The sequence below is a fragment of the Stenotrophomonas sp. YJH_SMC_17 genome, assembly GCF_059371655.1.
The window spans coordinates 1,059,997-1,077,684 of record NZ_JCAFUU010000001.1 but is presented as its reverse complement, the minus strand read 5'-3'; the positions used below and the strand labels follow the sequence as shown (position 1 = coordinate 1,077,684).

The 17,688-nt window shown below is 63.3% G+C and carries 30 protein-coding genes; 29 read left to right on the top strand and 1 reads right to left on the bottom strand.

What is annotated here, in order from left to right:
- The 29 genes from AC5P8Z_RS05195 to AC5P8Z_RS05055 all read left to right on the top strand — a co-directional run.
- A partial coding sequence (locus AC5P8Z_RS05195) for an EF-Tu C-terminal domain-related protein (protein ID WP_487247787.1) occupies positions 1–141 on the top strand: 141 nt, incomplete at its 5' end.
- Between the two features lie 332 nt (positions 142–473).
- Positions 474–785 (top strand): 30S ribosomal protein S10, encoded by a 312-nt coding sequence (gene rpsJ / locus AC5P8Z_RS05190; protein ID WP_005408208.1) that lies wholly within the window; start codon positions 474–476, stop codon positions 783–785.
- An 11-nt stretch (positions 786–796) separates the two neighbouring features.
- Entirely contained in the window at positions 797–1,447 is a 651-nt protein-coding gene (gene rplC / locus AC5P8Z_RS05185) for a 50S ribosomal protein L3 (RefSeq protein WP_004145336.1), read from the top strand.
- A 12-nt stretch (positions 1,448–1,459) separates the two neighbouring features.
- A complete protein-coding gene (gene rplD, locus AC5P8Z_RS05180) occupies positions 1,460–2,065 on the top strand; it encodes a 50S ribosomal protein L4 (protein ID WP_049432779.1) in 606 nt (201 codons plus the stop codon).
- Entirely contained in the window at positions 2,062–2,361 is a 300-nt protein-coding gene (gene rplW / locus AC5P8Z_RS05175) for a 50S ribosomal protein L23 (protein ID WP_004145338.1), read from the top strand. Before rplD ends, rplW begins: the two co-directional genes overlap by 4 nt.
- 10 nt (positions 2,362–2,371) lie before the next feature.
- Positions 2,372–3,199: a 50S ribosomal protein L2 gene (gene rplB, locus AC5P8Z_RS05170; RefSeq protein ID WP_004145339.1), complete on the top strand. Its 828-nt coding sequence runs from the start codon at positions 2,372–2,374 to the stop codon at positions 3,197–3,199.
- Between the two features lie 6 nt (positions 3,200–3,205).
- Positions 3,206–3,475, top strand: coding sequence for a 30S ribosomal protein S19 (gene rpsS, locus AC5P8Z_RS05165; protein WP_004154485.1), 270 nt, complete (start codon positions 3,206–3,208; stop codon positions 3,473–3,475).
- Between the two features lie 12 nt (positions 3,476–3,487).
- Positions 3,488–3,823, top strand: a complete 336-nt coding sequence (gene rplV / locus AC5P8Z_RS05160) for a 50S ribosomal protein L22 (protein WP_004145348.1) — start codon at positions 3,488–3,490, stop codon at positions 3,821–3,823.
- Between the two features lie 18 nt (positions 3,824–3,841).
- Positions 3,842–4,576, top strand: coding sequence for a 30S ribosomal protein S3 (rpsC, locus tag AC5P8Z_RS05155; RefSeq protein ID WP_005415414.1), 735 nt, complete (start codon positions 3,842–3,844; stop codon positions 4,574–4,576).
- A gap of 5 nt (positions 4,577–4,581) precedes the next feature.
- On the top strand, positions 4,582–4,995 hold the full coding sequence (gene rplP / locus AC5P8Z_RS05150; RefSeq protein ID WP_004154486.1) for a 50S ribosomal protein L16: 414 nt from the start codon (positions 4,582–4,584) through the stop codon (positions 4,993–4,995).
- Positions 4,995–5,180, top strand: a complete 186-nt coding sequence (rpmC, locus tag AC5P8Z_RS05145; RefSeq protein ID WP_004154487.1) for a 50S ribosomal protein L29 — start codon at positions 4,995–4,997, stop codon at positions 5,178–5,180. Before rplP ends, rpmC begins: the two co-directional genes overlap by 1 nt.
- An 11-nt stretch (positions 5,181–5,191) precedes the next feature.
- Positions 5,192–5,461 carry a 30S ribosomal protein S17 gene (gene rpsQ / locus AC5P8Z_RS05140; RefSeq protein ID WP_004154489.1) on the top strand — a complete coding sequence of 90 codons (270 nt, stop codon included), beginning with the start codon at positions 5,192–5,194 and terminating at the stop codon, positions 5,459–5,461.
- A gap of 11 nt (positions 5,462–5,472) precedes the next feature.
- Complete coding sequence (gene rplN, locus AC5P8Z_RS05135; protein ID WP_004145357.1) at positions 5,473–5,841, top strand: 50S ribosomal protein L14; 369 nt, start codon at positions 5,473–5,475, stop codon at positions 5,839–5,841.
- Positions 5,842–5,857: 16 nt separating this feature from the next.
- Positions 5,858–6,175, top strand: a complete 318-nt coding sequence (gene rplX / locus AC5P8Z_RS05130; RefSeq protein ID WP_004154490.1) for a 50S ribosomal protein L24 — start codon at positions 5,858–5,860, stop codon at positions 6,173–6,175.
- An 11-nt stretch (positions 6,176–6,186) separates the two neighbouring features.
- A complete protein-coding gene (rplE, locus tag AC5P8Z_RS05125) occupies positions 6,187–6,729 on the top strand; it encodes a 50S ribosomal protein L5 (protein WP_004154491.1) in 543 nt (180 codons plus the stop codon).
- Positions 6,730–6,747: 18 nt separating this feature from the next.
- On the top strand, positions 6,748–7,053 hold the full coding sequence (gene rpsN / locus AC5P8Z_RS05120) for a 30S ribosomal protein S14 (RefSeq protein WP_005408209.1): 306 nt from the start codon (positions 6,748–6,750) through the stop codon (positions 7,051–7,053).
- Between the two features lie 259 nt (positions 7,054–7,312).
- Positions 7,313–7,711 (top strand): 30S ribosomal protein S8, encoded by a 399-nt coding sequence (gene rpsH / locus AC5P8Z_RS05115; RefSeq protein ID WP_005408210.1) that lies wholly within the window; start codon positions 7,313–7,315, stop codon positions 7,709–7,711.
- 18 nt (positions 7,712–7,729) lie between these two features.
- Positions 7,730–8,254, top strand: coding sequence for a 50S ribosomal protein L6 (rplF, locus tag AC5P8Z_RS05110; RefSeq protein ID WP_014646052.1), 525 nt, complete (start codon positions 7,730–7,732; stop codon positions 8,252–8,254).
- Positions 8,255–8,286: 32 nt separating this feature from the next.
- Entirely contained in the window at positions 8,287–8,640 is a 354-nt protein-coding gene (rplR, locus tag AC5P8Z_RS05105) for a 50S ribosomal protein L18 (RefSeq protein WP_014646053.1), read from the top strand.
- Between the two features lie 161 nt (positions 8,641–8,801).
- A complete protein-coding gene (gene rpsE, locus AC5P8Z_RS05100; RefSeq protein ID WP_005408213.1) occupies positions 8,802–9,344 on the top strand; it encodes a 30S ribosomal protein S5 in 543 nt (180 codons plus the stop codon).
- Positions 9,337–9,528, top strand: coding sequence for a 50S ribosomal protein L30 (gene rpmD / locus AC5P8Z_RS05095; RefSeq protein WP_005408214.1), 192 nt, complete (start codon positions 9,337–9,339; stop codon positions 9,526–9,528). Before rpsE ends, rpmD begins: the two co-directional genes overlap by 8 nt.
- A 6-nt stretch (positions 9,529–9,534) precedes the next feature.
- On the top strand, positions 9,535–9,978 hold the full coding sequence (gene rplO / locus AC5P8Z_RS05090) for a 50S ribosomal protein L15 (RefSeq protein ID WP_004154498.1): 444 nt from the start codon (positions 9,535–9,537) through the stop codon (positions 9,976–9,978).
- 7 nt (positions 9,979–9,985) lie between these two features.
- Complete coding sequence (gene secY, locus AC5P8Z_RS05085) at positions 9,986–11,353, top strand: preprotein translocase subunit SecY (RefSeq protein ID WP_004154499.1); 1,368 nt, start codon at positions 9,986–9,988, stop codon at positions 11,351–11,353.
- Positions 11,354–11,700: 347 nt separating this feature from the next.
- Positions 11,701–12,057 (top strand): 30S ribosomal protein S13, encoded by a 357-nt coding sequence (gene rpsM, locus AC5P8Z_RS05080; RefSeq protein WP_004154500.1) that lies wholly within the window; start codon positions 11,701–11,703, stop codon positions 12,055–12,057.
- Between the two features lie 11 nt (positions 12,058–12,068).
- Entirely contained in the window at positions 12,069–12,458 is a 390-nt protein-coding gene (gene rpsK, locus AC5P8Z_RS05075; RefSeq protein WP_004145443.1) for a 30S ribosomal protein S11, read from the top strand.
- A 15-nt stretch (positions 12,459–12,473) separates the two neighbouring features.
- The gene (rpsD, locus tag AC5P8Z_RS05070) at positions 12,474–13,103 is read left to right on the top strand and encodes a 30S ribosomal protein S4 (protein WP_004145446.1); all 630 of its coding nucleotides are present in this window, start codon (positions 12,474–12,476) and stop codon (positions 13,101–13,103) included.
- A gap of 55 nt (positions 13,104–13,158) precedes the next feature.
- The gene (locus AC5P8Z_RS05065) at positions 13,159–14,157 is read left to right on the top strand and encodes a DNA-directed RNA polymerase subunit alpha (RefSeq protein WP_004145453.1); all 999 of its coding nucleotides are present in this window, start codon (positions 13,159–13,161) and stop codon (positions 14,155–14,157) included.
- Positions 14,158–14,347: 190 nt separating this feature from the next.
- On the top strand, positions 14,348–14,731 hold the full coding sequence (rplQ, locus tag AC5P8Z_RS05060; protein ID WP_005408217.1) for a 50S ribosomal protein L17: 384 nt from the start codon (positions 14,348–14,350) through the stop codon (positions 14,729–14,731).
- A gap of 181 nt (positions 14,732–14,912) precedes the next feature.
- On the top strand, positions 14,913–15,419 hold the full coding sequence (locus AC5P8Z_RS05055) for a disulfide bond formation protein B (RefSeq protein WP_286071048.1): 507 nt from the start codon (positions 14,913–14,915) through the stop codon (positions 15,417–15,419).
- 105 nt (positions 15,420–15,524) lie between these two features.
- Here AC5P8Z_RS05055 and AC5P8Z_RS05050 read toward each other — a convergent pair whose 3' ends face one another.
- On the bottom strand, positions 15,525–17,645 hold the full coding sequence (locus AC5P8Z_RS05050; protein WP_286071049.1) for a TonB-dependent receptor: 2,121 nt from the start codon (positions 17,643–17,645) through the stop codon (positions 15,525–15,527).
- Between the last annotated feature and the right edge of the window lie 43 nt (positions 17,646–17,688).

Below are 17,688 nucleotides of genomic sequence, written 5' to 3'. Positions count from 1 at the left end.
GAAATGGTGATGCCGGGTGACAACGTCAAGATGGTCGTCACCCTGATCAACCCGGTGGCAATGGACGAAGGCCTGCGCTTCGCCATCCGCGAAGGTGGCCGTACCGTCGGCGCCGGCGTGGTCTCGAAGATCATCGAGTAATCTGGTAGTATCTGCGCCCCGATGTTGCCTGGGTAGGGCATCGGGGCGTATCAAATGGGAAAGCAGGCACAGGATGTGCCTTGTGTTCCCCGGACCAGGAAGGGTCAATGCCATTCAGGCGGCGTCAACAGGCGACTGTTGACAGCTGCCTTGCGTGCCATTATGCTTCTACGTCTGGGCAGGCCTGGGAACGGGTCTGCCTACGTTTTTGAGGTCTATGGAGTGACCTTGTCGGCCTGCAGGAGTGTGGGCCGTCCGTATTCAGGAATTTCATGGGGCAAAGCAACCCAGAGGCTTTGTCTGTCGCTCTTTTAACGAAGGAACCTACCGCCATGGCGGACCAAAAGATCCGGATCCGGCTGAAAGCGTTCGATCATCGTCTGATCGACCGTTCGGCCAGCGAGATCGTTGAAACGGCAAAGCGGACCGGCGCGCAAGTGCGTGGCCCGATCCCGCTGCCGACCAAGATCGAGCGTTACACCGTTCTCGTTTCCCCGCACGTCGACAAGGACGCGCGTGACCAGTACGAGACCCGCACGCACAAGCGCGTGCTCGATATCGTTGACCCGAATGACAAGACCGTGGACGCGCTGATGAAGCTCGAACTGGCTGCCGGCGTCGACGTTCAGATCAAGCTGACCTGAGGACTACGACCATGACGAAGAAGTATTCGTTGGGCTTCGTGGGCCGCAAGGCCGGCATGAGCCGCGTGTTCACTGAAGATGGCCGCTCCATCCCGGTGACCCTGATCGAAGCAACCCCGAACCGCATCGCGCAGATCAAGACCGTCGAAACCGACGGCTACAGCGCCGTGCAGGTGACCGTCGGCGCGCGTCGCGCTGCCCTGGTCAACAAGCCGGAAGCCGGCCACTTCGCCAAGGCGAAGGTGGAAGCGGGTCGTGGCCTGTGGGAATTCCGCGTTGAAGACGCGCAGCTCGGCGATTTCGCCGTTGGCGGCGAAGTCAAGGCGGACATCTTCGAAGTCGGCCAGATCGTCGACGTCCAGGGTGTCACCAAGGGTAAGGGCTTCCAGGGCACCATCAAGCGCCACAACTTCCGTATGGGCGATGCAACCCACGGTAACTCGCTGTCGCATCGCGCGCCGGGTTCGCTGGGTCAGCGCCAGACCCCGGGTCGCGTTTTCCCGGGCAAGAAGATGTCGGGCCACATGGGCGCGGTGCAGCAGAGCACCCAGAACCTGGAAGTGGTCAAGGTCGACGTCGAGCGCGGTCTGATCGCGGTTCGCGGCGCCGTTCCTGGCGCGGCGGGTGGCGACGTGATCGTCCGTCCGGCGAGCAAGGCATAAGGAGAGATGACGATGGAACTCGTTATCACGGGTAGCAACAACAAGGTCTCGGTCTCCGAAGCCGTGTTCGGTCGCGATTTCAGCGAAGATCTGGTCCACCAGGTCGTCGTTGCTTACCGCAACGCCGGTCGCGCCGGCACCAAGGCACAGAAGACTCGCTCTGAAGTGGCTGGTACCACCAAGAAGTCGAAGAAGCAGAAGGGCGGCGGCGCGCGTCATGGCGCACTGACGGCTCCGATCTTCGTCGGCGGCGGTGTCACCTTCGCGGCCAAGCCGCGCAGCTTCGAGCAGAAGGTCAATCGCAAGCAGTACCGTGCCGCCATGTGCGCGATCCTGTCCGAGCTGAACCGTCAGGGCCGTCTGACCATCGTGGAGTCCTTCGACGTCGAAGTGACCAACACGAAGGGTCTGATCGCCAAGCTGGCCGGCCTGGAAGTGGGCAAGCGCCCGCTGATCGTCACCGAAGAAGCGTCCGAGCACCTGTACCTGTCCGCCCGCAATCTGCCGTACGTGCAGGTGCGTGACGTCCAGGGTCTGGATCCGGTCTCGCTGGTGGGTGCCGACACGGTCGTCATCACCGCTGACGCGGTCAAGAAGGTCGAGGAGTGGCTGGCATGAACAGCAACGAAAAAATCTTCAGCGTGCTGCGTGCCCCGCGTGTCTCCGAAAAGACCGCGCGCCTGCAGGAACTCTCCAACCAGTATGTCTTCGAAGTTTCGAACGAAGCCACCAAGGCCGATGTAAAGGCCGCGGTTGAGCAGCTGTTCGACGTCAAGGTCGAAGCCGTCAACGTGGTCAACGTCAAGGGCAAGAACAAGTCCTTCCGTAACCGTGCTGGCCGCCGCGGCGATTGGCGCAAGGCGTACGTTCGCCTGGCCGACGGCCAGTCGATCGATGTAACGGCCAAGGCCTGAGGTACATCCCATGCCATTGATGAAATTCAAGCCCACTTCCCCCGGCCGCCGCTCGGCCGTGCGCGTGGTCACTCCCGACCTGCACAAGGGTGCTCCGCACGCTGCGCTGGTCGAGTCGCAGAGCCGCTCGGGTGGTCGTAACCACCATGGCCGCATCACCGTGCGTCACGTCGGTGGTGGTGCCAAGCAGCACTACCGCATCATCGACTTCAAGCGCAACAAGCTGGGCATCCCGGCGCGCGTGGAACGCATCGAATACGATCCGAACCGCACCGCCCACATCGCTCTGCTGTGCTACGTCGACGGTGAGCGTCGCTACATCATCGCCCCGAAGGGCCTGAAGGCTGGTGATCAGGTGATCGCCGGTTCGGATGCCCCGATCAAGGCTGGCAACACCCTGCCGCTGCGCAACATCCCGGTCGGCACCACCATCCACTGCATCGAACTGAAGCCGGGCAAGGGCGCTCAGATCGCTCGCGCCGCGGGTGCGGCCGTGCAGCTGGTGGCTCGCGAAGGCATCTACGCCACCCTGCGCCTGCGCTCGGGTGAAATGCGCAAGGTTCCGGTCGAGTGCTGCGCCACCATCGGCGAAGTCGGCAACGACGAGCACAGCCTGGAAAAGCTGGGCAAGGCCGGTGCCAAGCGTTGGCGCGGCGTCCGCCCGACCGTTCGTGGTGCTGCCATGAACCCGGTTGACCACCCGCACGGTGGTGGTGAGGCCAAGGCCGGCCAGGGTAACCCGCATCCGGTCACCCCGTGGGGTGTCCCGACCAAGGGTTACAAGACGCGCCATAACAAGCGCACTCAGCAGTTCATCGTCCGCGATCGTAGGGGCTAATCGACCATGGCACGTTCACTCAAGAAGGGCCCGTTCGTCGATCACCACCTCGTCAAGAAGGTGGAGGCCGCTGCGGGCAGCAAGAAGCCGATCAAGACCTGGTCGCGCCGTTCGATGATCCTGCCTGACATGGTAGGCGTCACCATTGCCGTGCATAACGGCAAGAACCACATCCCGGTTCTCGTCAACGAGAACATGGTCGGCCACAAGCTCGGCGAATTTGCCATCACCCGGACCTTCAAGGGTCACGGTGGTGACAAGAAGTCGGGCAAGTAAGGAGAGATGACAATGGAAGCGAAAGCCATCCTGCGCACTGCGCGCATCTCCCCGCAGAAGGCTCGTCTGGTCGCTGACCAGGTGCGCGGTCTGCCGGCCGAGCGTGCGGTCAACCTGCTGAAGTTTTCGGACAAGAAGGCTGCCCACCTGATCAAGAAGGTGGTGGAGTCGGCTATTGCAAATGCCGAGAACAACCAGGGCGCCGACGTCGACGAGCTGAAGGTTCAGACCATCATGGTTGATGAAGGTCCGACCCTGAAGCGTTTCATGGCGCGGGCGAAAGGCCGCGGTACCCGCATCCTCAAGCGCACCAGCCACATCACTGTGGTTGTGGGCGCCGCCAAGTAAGCGGATAAGGAAAAGACCATGGGTCATAAAGTTCATCCGATTGGTATCCGCCTCGGCATTTCCAAGGACTGGAACTCCAAGTGGTACGCCAACAAGGCCGAGTTCGCTGGTTACCTGGCAGCCGACCTGAAAGTGCGCGACATGCTGCGCAAGAAGCTGGCTCAGGCCGGCATCAGCAAGATCCTGATCGAGCGTCCGGCCAAGACCGCTCGCGTGACGATCCACACCGCCCGTCCGGGCGTGGTGATCGGCAAGCGCGGTGAGGACATCGAGAAGCTGCGCAAGGAAGTGAGCGAGATGATGGGCGTCCCGGCGCACATCAACGTCACCGAAGTGCGCAAGCCGGAACTGGACGCGCAGCTCGTTGCCGAGTCGATCGCCCAGCAGCTGGAGCGTCGCATCATGTTCCGCCGTGCAATGAAGCGCTCGGTCGGCAACGCGATGCGCCTGGGTGCCCTGGGCATCAAGGTCAACGTCGGTGGCCGCCTCAACGGTGCAGAAATCGCCCGTTCGGAGTGGTACCGCGAAGGCCGCGTGCCGCTGCACACCCTGCGTGCCGACATCGACTATGGCTTCGCTGAAGCCAAGACGACCTACGGCATCATCGGCATCAAGGTCTGGATCTACAAGGGCGAGGTCTTCGATTTCTCCCAGGTTGGCCAGGAAAAGCAGGACGACACCCCGTCGCGCAACGATCGTCACGATCGCGGCGACCGTGGTGACCGTCAGCGCCCGGCCCGTGAAGCGAGGTAACGACAATGTTGCAACCCAAGCGAACCAAGTACCGCAAGGTACACAAGGGCCGTAACGATGGCCTGAGCTGGAGCGCCAACGCTGTCAGCTTCGGCGAGTATGGCCTGAAGGCAACCGCACACGGTCAGCTGACCGCGCGTCAGATCGAAGCGGCCCGCCGCTCGATCAGCCGCTACGTCAAGCGCGGCGGCAAGATGTGGATCCGCGTGTTCCCCGACAAGCCCATCACCAAGAAGCCCATCGAAGTCCGAATGGGTTCGGGTAAGGGTAACGTGGAATACTGGGTGGCCCAGATCCAGCCCGGCCGCATGATCTATGAAATCGAGGGTGTTTCCGAGGAAGTGGCTCGCGAGGCGTTCCGCCTGGCCGCCGCCAAGCTCTCGGTCACCACCACTTTCGTGACCCGTACGGTGCGCTGATGGATATCAAAACTCTCCGTGAAAAGTCGGCTGACGAACTCAAGGCCCACCTGATCGACCTGCGTAAGGAACAGTTCTCTGTCCGTATGCAGCAGGTCACCGGCCAGCTGCCGAAGACCCACGACATTCGCCGGGTCCGTCGCGAGATTGCTCGCGTCAAGACCCTGCTCGGCAGCACGAAGTAAGGATGGCCGCTATGAGCGACAATACTGAAAAGAAGACGCTGCGCACGGTCGAAGGCCGTGTCGTCAGCAACAAGATGGACAAGACGGTTACCGTCCTGGTTGAGCGTCAGGTCAAGCACGCGCTGTACGGCAAGTACATCAAGCGCTCGACGAAGCTGCACGCCCACGATGCCGACAACGCCTGCAAGGAAGGCGATGTCGTCCGCGTGACCGAGATTGCTCCGATGTCCAAGACCAAGAACTGGCGCGTGGTGGAAGTCATCACGCGCGCGGCTGAATAAGGAGCTGAATCATGATCCAGATGCAGAGCTACCTTGACGTCGCGGACAATTCGGGTGCCAAGCAGGTGATGTGCTTCAAGGTGCTGGGTGGTTCCAAGCGCCGTTACGCCGGCATCGGCGACATCATCAAGGTCACCGTGAAGGATGCGATTCCGCGCGGCAAGGTCAAGAAGGGTGAAGTGTATGACGCCGTCGTGGTGCGTACCCGCAAGGGTGTGCGTCGCGCCGACGGCTCGCTGATCCGCTTCGACGGCAACGCTGCCGTTCTGCTGAACAGCAAGCAGGAGCCGATCGGTACCCGTATTTTCGGGCCGGTGACCCGTGAACTTCGTTCGGAGAAGTTCATGAAGATCGTCTCGCTCGCTCCCGAAGTGCTGTGAGCGACAGGAGATAATCATGGCTAACCGTATCAAGAAGGGCGACCAGGTTGTCGTCAACGCTGGCAAGGACAAGGGCAAGCAGGGCGAAGTCGTCCGCGTCGACGGCGACCGCGTGGTCGTCGCCAACGTGAACATCGTCAAGCGCCACACCAAGCCGAACCCGCAGGCAGGTGTTGCCGGCGGCGTGGTCGAGCGCGAAGCTTCGATCCATATCTCCAACGTGAATGTTCTGAACCCGGCTTCGGGCAAGGGCGAACGCGTTGGCTTCAAGGTGCTGGAGGATGGACGCAAACTGCGTGTGTTCCGCTCCAGCGGTGAGGCGCTCGACGCCTGAGGAATGAGAAGATGAGTTCCCGTCTCGAAAAGTTCTACAAGGACGAAGTGGTGCCGGCGCTGATGAAGCAGTTCGGCTACACCAATCCGATGGAAGTGCCGAAGCTGGTCAAGGTCACCCTGAACATGGGTGTCGGCGAAGCGGCCACCAACAAGAAGATCCTGGAAAACGCCGTCGGCGACATGACCAAGATTTCCGGCCAGAAGCCGGTTGTCACCAAGTCGCGTGTGTCGGTTGCGTCGTTCAAGATCCGCGATGGTTGGCCGATCGGCTGCAAGACCACGCTGCGTCGCCACAAGATGTACGAGTTCCTGGATCGCCTGATCAACATCTCGCTGCCGCGCGTGCGCGACTTCCGTGGTGTTTCCGGTCGTTCCTTCGACGGCCGCGGCAACTTCAACATGGGTGTGAAGGAGCAGATCATCTTCCCGGAAATCGACTTCGACGCCGTCGACGCGATCCGCGGTATGGATATCGCCATCACCACCACTGCGAAGACCGACGCGGAAGCGAAGGCGCTGCTGGCAGCGTTCAAGTTCCCGTTCCGTAACTGATCTGTCGAGGAAACCGAAATGGCAAAGACCTCCATGGTCAACCGCGACATCAAGCGGGAAAAGCTGGCAAAGAAGTACGCTGAAAAGCGTGCGGCTCTGAAGAAGATCGTGTCCTCCGTGGACGCGACCTACGAAGAGAAGATCGACGCCGCAACCAAGCTGGCCAAGCTGCCGCGCGATTCGTCGCCGAGCCGCCAGCGCAACCGTTGCGAACTGTCGGGTCGTCCGCGTGGCGTCTACAGCAAGTTCGGCCTGGGCCGTAACAAGCTGCGTGAAGCCACCATGCGTGGCGACGTCCCGGGTCTGCGCAAGGCCAGCTGGTAATCCCAGCCGGCCCTGCGATCAGGAGCCCCTTCGGGGGTTCCTGAACCGGGCGGGGGAGGCATTCAGCTTTCCCGACGCAAAAAAAACCGAAGAGCCCGGCGCAAGCCGGGCTCTTTTGGCGTATACTCCCGCGTCTTGCCCTGCGCAAACGGGGTCGTAGGAGTGGGCTTCCGGCCCGCTGCATCAAGGGGCCTGGCCCGTTTCCAGGAGACAACAGATTTTCGCGAAAGCGGATATCGGTGCACTCAAAGGTACTCATATGAGCATGACTGATCCCATCGCCGACCTGCTGGTCCGCATCAAGAATGCGGCCGCGGTAGGCAAGCAGACGGTGAAGGCCCCGTCGTCCAAGATCAAGGTTGCGATCGCCCAGGTCCTGAAGGACGAGGGTTACATCACCGACCTGCGCGTGACCCAGCTGGAAAACAACAAGTCCGAGCTGGAAATCGTGCTGAAGTATTTCGAAGGCAAGCCGGTCATCGCGACCCTGAAGCGCTTCTCGCGTTCGGGCCTGCGCCAGTACCGCGGCAAGAGCGAGCTGCCGAAGGTCATGAACGGCCTGGGTATCTCCATCATTTCCACCTCCAAGGGCATCATGACTGATGCGCAGGCGCGCCAGCTGGGCGTCGGCGGCGAAGTCCTGTGCTTCGTGGCCTAAGGCGAAAGGAGTAGAACTATGTCCCGCGTAGCCAAGAAGCCGATTACCCTGGGTAAGGTTGAACTGAACGTCCAGTCGGACAGCGTCACCGCCAAGGGCCCGAAGGGCACCCTGTCGCTGGCCAAGCCGGCCGGTATTGCCATCAACGTCGACAACGGCGTTGCCACCCTGAGCACCGAGAACGCCGAGCTGGTCGCACTGACCGGTACCGTGCGTGCGATCCTGTCCAACATGGTCAAGGGCGTGTCCGAAGGCTTCGAGCGCAAGCTGGAGCTGGTCGGCGTGGGTTACCGCGCTGCCATGCAGGGCAAGGACCTGAGCCTGTCCCTGGGCTTCTCGCACCCGGTCGTGTTCGTGGCGCCGGAAGGCATCACCATCACCACCCCGACCCAGACCGAGATCCTGGTCCAGGGCGCTGACAAGCAGGTCGTCGGTGAAGTTGCCGCCAAGATCCGTGCGTTCCGCAAGCCGGAGCCGTACAAGGGCAAGGGCGTGAAGTACTCCGACGAAGTCATCATCCGTAAGGAAGCCAAGAAGGCCTAATTAGGCGCTTCCGCTTTCAAAGGAAAAACATCATGAACAAGAACATCGCCCGCCTGCGTCGCGCCAAGTCGACCCGCGCCCACATCCGTGAGCTCGGCGTCGCCCGCCTGTCGGTGCTGCGCACCGGCCAGCACCTGTACGCCCAGGTCTTCACCGCCGACGGTTCCAAGGTGCTGGCTGCCGCCAACACCACCCAGACCGACGTCAAGGAAGGCCTGAAGAACGGCAAGAACGCCGATGCCGCCGCCAAGGTCGGCCGTATCGTCGCTGAGCGCGCCAAGGCCGCCGGCGTCGAGAAGGTTGCCTTCGATCGTTCGGGCTACCGCTACCACGGCCGCATCAAGGCCCTGGCAGAAGCCGCCCGCGAAGCCGGCCTGCAGTTCTAAGGGACAAGGGCAGGGGACCTGTGGTCTCCTGCCCGCCTGCTCGCCCGCCTGAGTGAGGCGGGGCGGCGCCACTCTTCTGCAGTGGTTCACCGGAACAACGCGACATTCCACAACCATAAGCGGCCTCGAGCCGTACATACCCAAACAACCAAGGAATCAACATGGCAGAAGAGCGTCAGCAGCGGGGTCGCGATCGCGACCGTAACCGCGAAGAGAAGATCGACGACGGCATGATCGAAAAGCTGGTCGCGGTCAACCGCGTCAGCAAGACCGTCAAGGGTGGCCGCCAGTTCACCTTCACCGCCCTGACCGTTGTCGGCGACGGCGAAGGCAAGGTCGGTTTCGGTTATGGCAAGGCCCGCGAAGTGCCGGTCGCCATCCAGAAGTCGATGGAACAGGCCCGCAAGAACCTGGTCAGCGTTGACCTGAACAACGGCACCCTGTGGCACACCATCAAGGATGGTCACGGCGCAGCCCGCGTGTTCATGCAGCCGGCTTCGGAAGGTACCGGTGTGATCGCCGGCGGTGCCATGCGCGCCGTGCTGGAAGCCGTTGGCGTTAAGAACGTGCTGGCCAAGGCCACCGGTTCGCGCAACCCGATCAACCTGGTGCGTGCCACCGTGAAGGGCCTGTCTGCTGCGCAGTCGCCGGCCCGCATCGCGGCCAAGCGCGGCAAGAAGGTGGAGGAACTCAACCATGGCTAATGAGTCCAACAAGACTGTCAAGGTCCGCCTGGTGCGTGGCCTGCGTGGCACCCAGTCGCGTCACCGCCTGTCGGTGCGTGCCCTGGGCCTGAACAAGCTCAACGATGTGCGTGAACTGAAGGACAGCCCGCAGGTGCGCGGCCTGATCAACAAGGTTCAGTACCTCGTCCAGGTTGAGGAGTAATCGACCATGACTCTGCGTCTCAATGAACTGAGCCCGGCACCGGGCGCCCGCACCGAGCGTACCCGCGTCGGTCGCGGTATCGGCTCGGGCCTGGGCAAGACTGCCGGCCGCGGCCACAAGGGTTCGTTCGCCCGCAAGGGTGGCGGCAAGATCAAGGCTGGCTTCGAAGGCGGCCAGACCCCCATGCAGCGTCGTCTGCCGAAGATCGGCTTCCGTTCGCCGATCGCCAAGGACACCGCTGAAGTGCTGCTGTACGCGCTGGACAAGCTGCCGGCCGGTGAGATCGACTTCGCCGCCCTGCGTGCTGCCAAGCTGGTCCCGAGCACCGCAAAGAAGGCCAAGGTCGTCGTCAAGGGCGAAGTGACCAAGGCGTTCACCCTGAAGGGTATTGCTGCCACGGCCGGTGCCAAGGCTGCGATCGAAGCTGCCGGCGGCAGCGTAACGGAGTAAGAAAATCATGGCGCAAGCTGGCATCGGTAACCTCGCGGGCGGAATGGGCAAGTTCACTGAACTTCGCCAACGTTTGCTGTTCGTCGTCGGGGCTTTGATCGTCTATCGCATCGGCTGCTACGTGCCGGTGCCGGGCGTCAATCCCGATGCCATGCTTGCCATGATGCAACAGCAGGGCGGCGGCATCGTGGACATGTTCAACATGTTCTCGGGCGGCGCCCTGCACCGTTTCAGCATCTTCGCGCTGAACGTGATGCCGTACATCTCGGCATCGATCGTGATGCAGCTGGCCGTGCACATCTTCCCCGCCCTGAAGGCGATGCAGAAGGAAGGTGAGTCCGGCCGCCGCAAGATCACCCAGTATTCGCGCATCGGCGCCGTGCTGCTGGCAGTGGTGCAGGGCGGCTCGATCGCGCTGGCCCTGCAGGGCCAGGTCTCGCCGTCGGGCGCTCCGGTCGTGTACGCACCGGGCATGGGCTTCGTGCTCACCGCCGTGGTCGCACTGACTGCCGGCACCATGTTCCTGATGTGGGTCGGTGAGCAGGTCACCGAGCGCGGCATCGGCAACGGCGTATCGCTGATCATCTTTGCCGGTATCGTGGCGGGCCTGCCGGGTGCGGTCATCCACACCTTCGACGCGTACCGCGACGGCAACATCCAGTTCATCCAGCTGCTGCTGATCGCCATCGTCGTGCTCGCCTTCACCTTCTTCGTGGTGTTCGTCGAGCGTGGCCAGCGCCGGATCACGGTCAATTACGCGCGCCGCCAGGGCGGTCGCAATGCGTACATGAACCAGACCTCGTTCCTGCCGCTGAAGCTCAACATGGCCGGCGTCATCCCGGCGATCTTCGCCTCGAGCCTGCTGGCCTTCCCGGCCACCCTGGCCATGTGGTCCGGCCAGGCCGCCAACCAGAGCAGCTTCGGCCAGATCCTGCAGAAGGTCGCCAACGCCCTGGGCCCGGGCGAGCCGCTGCACATGATCGTGTTCGCTGCGCTGATTACCGGTTTCGCGTTCTTCTACACCGCGCTGGTGTTCAACTCGCAGGAAACCGCCGACAACCTGAAGAAGTCGGGCGCGCTGATTCCGGGCATCCGTCCGGGCAAGGCCACCGCCGACTACATCGACGGCGTGCTGACCCGCCTGACCGCGGCCGGCTCGGCCTACCTGGTGATTGTCTGCCTGCTGCCGGAGCTGATGCGCACTCAGCTGAACGCCTCGTTCTACTTCGGCGGTACTTCGCTGCTGATCGTGGTGGTGGTGGTGATGGACTTCATCGCCCAGGTGCAGGCGCACCTGATGTCCCACCAGTACGAGAGCCTGCTGAAGAAGGCCAACCTGAAGGGCGGCAACCGCGGCGGTTTTGCCCGCGGCTGATTGGCCTGTTATACTTTCGTCTTCCTGACGTGATGGTCCCTCCGCTTCGCGGACTCCGGCCACACAAACGAAGGGCGGCCCCCGCAGCGGTTCCGGGTGGGGGTGTGATGAGGTGGTCCCGCGCTGGAGTAGCGCGGGCGGCCCCGGGGGAAACCCCAGGTCCAACCCCATCCGGCGCCGGAGCCTGGGCACACTCCCCAGGCCGGGTTCATGAAACCAATGGTTTCACGGGCTTCCATGTAAACCGGAACCTTGTTAGTATCGCTAGTTCACTTTTTTGATCCATCCTGCCGGATTGGCGTGCCCGAGGCGCGCTGTCGGCCATCACTCAGCTGGAGAACCGCGTCATGGCGCGTATTGCAGGCGTCAACCTGCCAGCCCAGAAGCACGTCTGGGTCGGGTTGCAAAGCATTTACGGCATCGGCCGTACCCGTTCGAAGAAGGTCTGCGAAGTCGCAGGCGTTGCTTCGACCACCAAGATCCGCGATCTGTCGGAGCCGGAAATCGAGCGCCTGCGCGCCGAAGTCGGCAAGTACATCGTAGAAGGCGATCTGCGCCGTGAAATCGGCATCGCGATCAAGCGCCTGATGGACCTGGGCTGCTACCGCGGCCTGCGTCACCGTCGTGGCCTCCCGCTGCGTGGCCAGCGCACCCGTACCAACGCCCGCACCCGCAAGGGTCCGCGCAAGGCGATCAAGAAGTAAGGGACTGAGAAATGGCTAAGCCCGCTGCTAAGACCAAGAAGAAGATCAAGCGCGTCGTCACCGACGGCGTTGCCCACGTCCACGCTTCGTTCAACAACACCATCGTCACCATCACCGACCGCCAGGGCAATGCTCTGTCGTGGGCGACCTCCGGTGGCGCTGGCTTCCGCGGTTCGCGCAAGTCGACCCCGTTCGCTGCCCAGGTGGCTGCTGAAAAGGCCGGTCGTGCTGCGCTGGACTACGGCGTGAAGTCGCTGGAAGTCCGCATCAAGGGCCCGGGTCCGGGCCGTGAGTCGGCCGTGCGTTCGTTGAACAACGTCGGCTACAAGATCACCAACATCATCGACGTGACGCCTATCCCGCACAACGGGTGCCGTCCGCCGAAGAAGCGTCGCGTCTAAAGGGAGCGATAAGAAATGGCTCGTTATATCGGTCCTACCTGTAAGCTCGCCCGTCGCGAAGGCGCCGACCTGTCCCTGAAGAGCCCGGCGCGTGCGCTGGACTCCAAGTGCAAGCTGGAGCAGAAGCCCGGCCAGCACGGCGCCACTGCCCGCAAGGGCAAGCTGTCCGACTACGCTACCCAGCTGCGTGAAAAGCAGAAGGTCAAGCGTATCTACGGCCTGCTGGAGCGTCAGTTCCGCAACTACTACAAGAAGGCCTCGACCAAGAAGGGCAACACCGGCGAGAACCTGCTGCAGCTGCTGGAAACCCGCCTGGACAACGTCGTCTACCGCATGGGCTTCGCCGTGACCCGTCCGGCTGCCCGTCAGCTGGTGTCGCACCGCGGCGTCACCGTGAATGGCAAGTCGGTCAACCTGGCTTCGTACCAGGTCAAGGCTGGCGACGCCATCGCCCTGTCTGAAAAGGCTGCAAAGCAGTTGCGCGTCCAGGAAGCCCTGACCGTCGCCGCCCAGCATGACCTGAGCCCGTCGTGGGTTGAAGTGGATTCCGGCAAGTTCACCGGCATCTTCAAGGCTGTTCCGGATCGTTCGGATCTGCCTGCGGACATCAACGAAGCGCTGATCGTCGAGCTGTATTCGAAGTAATTCACATTGGAGAGCCCCCGGCGACGGCCGGGGGTTCACTAGGAGAACCCGCAACATGACGGTTACCGCCAACCAGGTTCTGCGTCCTCGCGGTCCGCAGATCGAACGCCTTACCGACACCCGTGCAAAGGTCGTTATCGAACCTTTGGAGCGGGGTTACGGGCATACGCTGGGTAATGCCCTGCGTCGCGTGCTGCTGTCGTCCATCCCGGGCTTCGCCATCACGGAAGTCGAAATCGACGGCGTGTTGCATGAGTACACCACGGTCGAAGGTCTGCAGGAGGACGTGCTTGAAGTCCTGCTCAACCTGAAGGACGTGGCCATCCGTATGCACTCCGGCGACAGCGCCACCCTGTCCCTGTCCAAGCAGGGCCCGGGCGTTGTCACCGCTGCCGACATCAAGGTCGACCACAATGTGGAGATCCTGAACGGCGACCATGTCATCTGCCACCTGACCAAGGACACGGCAGTCAACATGCGTCTGAAGATCGAACGTGGTTTCGGCTACCAGCCGGCTGCCGCGCGTCGTCGTCCGGACGAAGAAACCCGTGCCATCGGCCGCCTGGTCCTGGATGCCTCGTTCTCGCCGGTCCGCCGCGTCGCCTATGCCGTGGAAGCGGCCCGCGTCGAACAGCGTACTGACCTGGACAAGCTGGTCATCGATATCGAGACCAACGGCACCATCGATGCCGAGGAAGCCGTGCGCACCGCCGCCGACATCCTCAGCGATCAGCTGTCGGTGTTCGGTGACTTCACCCACCGCGACCGCGGTGCGGCGAAGCCGGCCAACAACGGCGTGGATCCGGTGCTGCTGCGCCCGATCGACGATCTGGAGCTGACCGTGCGTTCGGCCAACTGCCTGAAGGCTGAAAGCATCTACTACATCGGCGATCTGATCCAGAAGACCGAAGTGGAGCTGCTGAAGACCCCGAACCTGGGCAAGAAGTCGCTCACCGAGATCAAGGAAGTGCTGGCTCAGCGCGGCCTGTCGCTCGGCATGAAGCTGGAGAACTGGCCGCCGGCCGGCGTCGCCAGCCACGGCATGCTGGGCTGATATCGGTAATGCCTGAGGGCTCCACCGTTCGCGGTGGAGCCTTCAACGCAACACAACATGCCACGACGAACCCAAGGTTCGCGGGCAGGTCGTCCAGGATGGATGGCCAGGACCACCCGCAGTCCGCGCAGCAACGCCAGGATGGCGACAACGATCCACACAGCCTCATCATTAACCAAGGAATATCACCATGCGTCATCAGAAGTCTGGCCGTAAGTTCAGCCGTACCAGCGCCCACCGCGAAGCGATGTTCAAGAACATGGCCGCCTCGCTGTTCAAGCACGAGCTGATCAAGACCACCCTGCCGAAGGCCAAGGAACTGCGCCGCGTTGCCGAGCCGCTGATCACCCTGGCCAAGGTCGACTCCGTCGCCAACCGCCGTCTGGCCTTCGCCCGCCTGCGCGACAACGAAGCCGTGGGCAACCTGTTCACCATCCTGGGCCCGCGCTACGCGAACCGTCCGGGCGGCTACCTGCGTCTGCTGAAGTGCGGTTTCCGCGCCGGCGACAACGCGCCGATGGCCTACGTCGAGCTGGTTGACCGTCCGGTCGTGGCCGAGGAAGTGGCCGAGTAATCGGACCGCTCCAACGCGACACAGCGAAAGCCCGGCCTCTGCCGGGCTTTTGCGTTTCTGCGGATCCCGTGCCGCGGGCACGGGCTCTGACCCGCACCGTTCCGACAGGCGTGCCGTGTGGCGGTTCGAACGGGGCGCGCTGTCGGTTACGCTTGGCGCCTGATCCATTCGAGCGTTGACGATGAATCCACTGCGCTGGCCCTTCCGCGCCCAGTTCTTCCTGGGCTTCCTGATCTGCGCGGGCCTGCTGGGCTACGCCATCTTCCTGCAGCTGAAGATGGGCCTGGAGCCGTGTCCGTTGTGCATCTTCCAGCGCCTGGCGTTCGCTGCGCTGGGCCTGCTGTTCCTGATCGGTGCGCTGCACGGGCCGTCCAACCGCCCCGGCCGCGCGACCTATGGCGTGCTGGCCTTCATTGCCGCCGCAGTTGGTGTCGGCATCGCCGCTCGCCACGTCTACGTGCAGATGCTGCCGCCGGAGATGGGCGCGACCTGCGGCCCGCCGCTGAGCTTCCTGCGCGAGACCATGGGCCCGCTGGAAGTGTTCCGCACGGTGCTGACCGGCACCGGCAACTGCGGCAATATTGACTGGACGTTCCTGGGCCTGACCATGCCGATGTGGTCCGGCGTGTGGTTCGTGCTGCTGGCGCTGTGGGCGCTGGCGGTGTCGCTGCGCAAGGTCAAGCGCTGAGAGCAAAACGGGGTCGGAACCCTTTGCATCGCAAAGGGCGCTGACCTCATTCCCGGTGCGGGGTCAGAGCCCTTTCCTGCGGAAAGGGATCCGACCCCTGTCTCCTCAGAAATCCTGCTGCAGGCTCAGGTAGGCGCCGCGGCGTGGCCCCCACTGCGGGGCGAACACGCCCACGCCACCGCCATCACGCAGCTGGTAGCTGCGGTCCAGCGCGTTGATCACGGCCAGCTGCACATGCAGTGGATGCCCGCTGTCGGCGTTGAAGTCGTGCCCGGCGCTGAGGTTCACCTGCAGGTACGCCGGCAGTTCGCCGCCGTTGGGCACGCCCTCGATGTCCGAACGCAGACCGCTGCCGAACACGTAGTTTGCACCGATCCGGTTGTGGCCGGCGAAGGCGTAGCTGAGCCCACCCGATGAGGTCAGCTTCTGGTCGTGGTCGAGGTGGATCCAGTGGTCGGCCACGTAGGCCAGCGCATCCGGATCGAGGTTGTACTGGCCGGTGATGACCCGGGTGCCGATTGCCTTGTTGTACGCCGCATTGAAATAGGCGCTGAAGGGGCCGTTGCTGTAGTCGGCACTGAACTCCAGGCCGCGGATGTGGCCACGGCGATAGTTGAAGGTCGAATAGATGTAGGCGGCGCCGAACTGGCCTTCATCCTGCAGCCGCGCGACGCGCCGATCGTAGGCATCCAGGCCGAGCGTCAGGTGCTCGCCCAGCTGCTGCGAGACGCCGATGTCGTAGTAGTCGCTGCGTTCGGCCAGCGGCGTGTTGCTGCCGCCGCTGGGTTGCTGGTTGGTGGTGCCGTCGTACAGGGCGATATCGCTGCTGGCGATCAACTCACTGGCAGGCGGCGTGAAGTAACGCGAATAGCCGGCATGCACGGTGGTGCTGTCGCTGGCATTCCAGACCACCCCCAACCGCGGGCTGAGCTGACCCTCGGTGTGGCCGAAGGCCTTGTAGCGATCGCCGCGCAGGCCGTAGTTCACGGTCCAGTCGTCGCCGATCTTCCATTCGTCCTGCACGTACAGCGCCAGCGTACTGGCGTGGAAGGCGCTGCGATCCGGAATCAGCAGCGGCGTGGTGCTGGACTGCTGGCCGGCATCATCGACCGGAAACACCCAGCTGCTGTTGCTGGCCTGCGCGTTCTCGTAATTGCCGTACAGGCCGTAGCGCAGCGTGTGGTCGTTGCCCAGCGGGGTGGAGAAGTCGGCCTGCAGGGTGTTGGCGCGGTTGCTGCGCTGGACCTGCGAGGCGACGCCGCTGAACACCAGGTCGCCGACGACATCCGGGTTGAATGCCACATCGCTGTAGCGCTGCCCGGCAGAGACCTGGTAGGCGGTGCTGCCCAGCGTGCCCTGCAGCACCAGCATGCCGAAGCGGGTGGTCTCGCGCTGGGTCTCGTCCAGCTGGCTGGAATCGAACGTGGTGGTATCGAGATAGCCGAACTGTGGAGTCTGGCCCGGATTGACCGGGATCTGGAAACGGTTGTTGGCGAAGCCGGCGAACACGCTCAGGCGGGTGTTGTCGTTGACCAGGTAGGTCAGGTCGGCGAACGCCTTGCCCTGATGGGTGTCGTCGTGCATTGGCTTGCGCGAGCTGGTCGGGTTCTCCAGGCCAACCTCGTTCTGGTCGTAGTTGCCGGTCAGGAACCAGCTCCAGCGGCCCTGGTTGCCCCACCAGGAGGCATTCGGGTTGACCTTGCCGAACGAGCCCGCGGTGAGTCCGGCGCTGCCGCCATTGCCGAGCTCGGCGCCACTGCGGGTGGTGATGTCGACCACCGCCGCGGTGCGCTCGCCGAACTGCGCCGGCAGCGCGCCGTCCATCAGGCGGATGCTCTTGATGGTGCGCGCGTCCAGGGTCTGGCCGAAGCCGGAGATCGATTCGGGCAGCAGCACGCCGTTGATGCGGTACTGCAGGTTGGCGTGGTCGCCGCGCACATGGACGCCGCCATAGGAGTCCTGGACCACGCCCGGGGCCTGCAGCAGCACCTGGCTGAGCGGGGCGGAGGCACCCAGCGGCTGCTTCTGGATGTCCTCGGCGGTGATCTGGTACTGGCTGCTGCCGATGTCCGGCGACAGCGCGTTGCGGGCCTGGTCGAGCTGGGCACTGACGGTGACGGTATCGAGGTCCTTCACCGGGGCCGCATCGGCAGCCAGGGCGAGGGAGGGCAGGCTGGCCAGGGTCAGGGCGAAGGTGATGCCGGTAGCGAGCAGGGAGGGCTTCATGGCGGATAGGCTGTGGAAGGGGCCAATGGGGATTGAGTGTTAC

Coding starts and splice junctions, on each gene's coding strand:
- rpsJ (WP_005408208.1), top strand. CDS start 474: ATGGCGGACCAAAAGATCCGGATCCGGCTGAAAGCGTTCGATCATCGT.
- rplC (WP_004145336.1), top strand. CDS start 797: ATGACGAAGAAGTATTCGTTGGGCTTCGTGGGCCGCAAGGCCGGCATG.
- rplD (WP_049432779.1), top strand. CDS start 1,460: ATGGAACTCGTTATCACGGGTAGCAACAACAAGGTCTCGGTCTCCGAA.
- rplW (WP_004145338.1), top strand. CDS start 2,062: ATGAACAGCAACGAAAAAATCTTCAGCGTGCTGCGTGCCCCGCGTGTC.
- rplB (WP_004145339.1), top strand. CDS start 2,372: ATGCCATTGATGAAATTCAAGCCCACTTCCCCCGGCCGCCGCTCGGCC.
- rpsS (WP_004154485.1), top strand. CDS start 3,206: ATGGCACGTTCACTCAAGAAGGGCCCGTTCGTCGATCACCACCTCGTC.
- rplV (WP_004145348.1), top strand. CDS start 3,488: ATGGAAGCGAAAGCCATCCTGCGCACTGCGCGCATCTCCCCGCAGAAG.
- rpsC (WP_005415414.1), top strand. CDS start 3,842: ATGGGTCATAAAGTTCATCCGATTGGTATCCGCCTCGGCATTTCCAAG.
- rplP (WP_004154486.1), top strand. CDS start 4,582: ATGTTGCAACCCAAGCGAACCAAGTACCGCAAGGTACACAAGGGCCGT.
- rpmC (WP_004154487.1), top strand. CDS start 4,995: ATGGATATCAAAACTCTCCGTGAAAAGTCGGCTGACGAACTCAAGGCC.
- rpsQ (WP_004154489.1), top strand. CDS start 5,192: ATGAGCGACAATACTGAAAAGAAGACGCTGCGCACGGTCGAAGGCCGT.
- rplN (WP_004145357.1), top strand. CDS start 5,473: ATGATCCAGATGCAGAGCTACCTTGACGTCGCGGACAATTCGGGTGCC.
- rplX (WP_004154490.1), top strand. CDS start 5,858: ATGGCTAACCGTATCAAGAAGGGCGACCAGGTTGTCGTCAACGCTGGC.
- rplE (WP_004154491.1), top strand. CDS start 6,187: ATGAGTTCCCGTCTCGAAAAGTTCTACAAGGACGAAGTGGTGCCGGCG.
- rpsN (WP_005408209.1), top strand. CDS start 6,748: ATGGCAAAGACCTCCATGGTCAACCGCGACATCAAGCGGGAAAAGCTG.
- rpsH (WP_005408210.1), top strand. CDS start 7,313: ATGAGCATGACTGATCCCATCGCCGACCTGCTGGTCCGCATCAAGAAT.
- rplF (WP_014646052.1), top strand. CDS start 7,730: ATGTCCCGCGTAGCCAAGAAGCCGATTACCCTGGGTAAGGTTGAACTG.
- rplR (WP_014646053.1), top strand. CDS start 8,287: ATGAACAAGAACATCGCCCGCCTGCGTCGCGCCAAGTCGACCCGCGCC.
- rpsE (WP_005408213.1), top strand. CDS start 8,802: ATGGCAGAAGAGCGTCAGCAGCGGGGTCGCGATCGCGACCGTAACCGC.
- rpmD (WP_005408214.1), top strand. CDS start 9,337: ATGGCTAATGAGTCCAACAAGACTGTCAAGGTCCGCCTGGTGCGTGGC.
- rplO (WP_004154498.1), top strand. CDS start 9,535: ATGACTCTGCGTCTCAATGAACTGAGCCCGGCACCGGGCGCCCGCACC.
- secY (WP_004154499.1), top strand. CDS start 9,986: ATGGCGCAAGCTGGCATCGGTAACCTCGCGGGCGGAATGGGCAAGTTC.
- rpsM (WP_004154500.1), top strand. CDS start 11,701: ATGGCGCGTATTGCAGGCGTCAACCTGCCAGCCCAGAAGCACGTCTGG.
- rpsK (WP_004145443.1), top strand. CDS start 12,069: ATGGCTAAGCCCGCTGCTAAGACCAAGAAGAAGATCAAGCGCGTCGTC.
- rpsD (WP_004145446.1), top strand. CDS start 12,474: ATGGCTCGTTATATCGGTCCTACCTGTAAGCTCGCCCGTCGCGAAGGC.
- AC5P8Z_RS05065 (WP_004145453.1), top strand. CDS start 13,159: ATGACGGTTACCGCCAACCAGGTTCTGCGTCCTCGCGGTCCGCAGATC.
- rplQ (WP_005408217.1), top strand. CDS start 14,348: ATGCGTCATCAGAAGTCTGGCCGTAAGTTCAGCCGTACCAGCGCCCAC.
- AC5P8Z_RS05055 (WP_286071048.1), top strand. CDS start 14,913: ATGAATCCACTGCGCTGGCCCTTCCGCGCCCAGTTCTTCCTGGGCTTC.
- AC5P8Z_RS05050 (WP_286071049.1), bottom strand. CDS start 17,645: ATGAAGCCCTCCCTGCTCGCTACCGGCATCACCTTCGCCCTGACCCTG.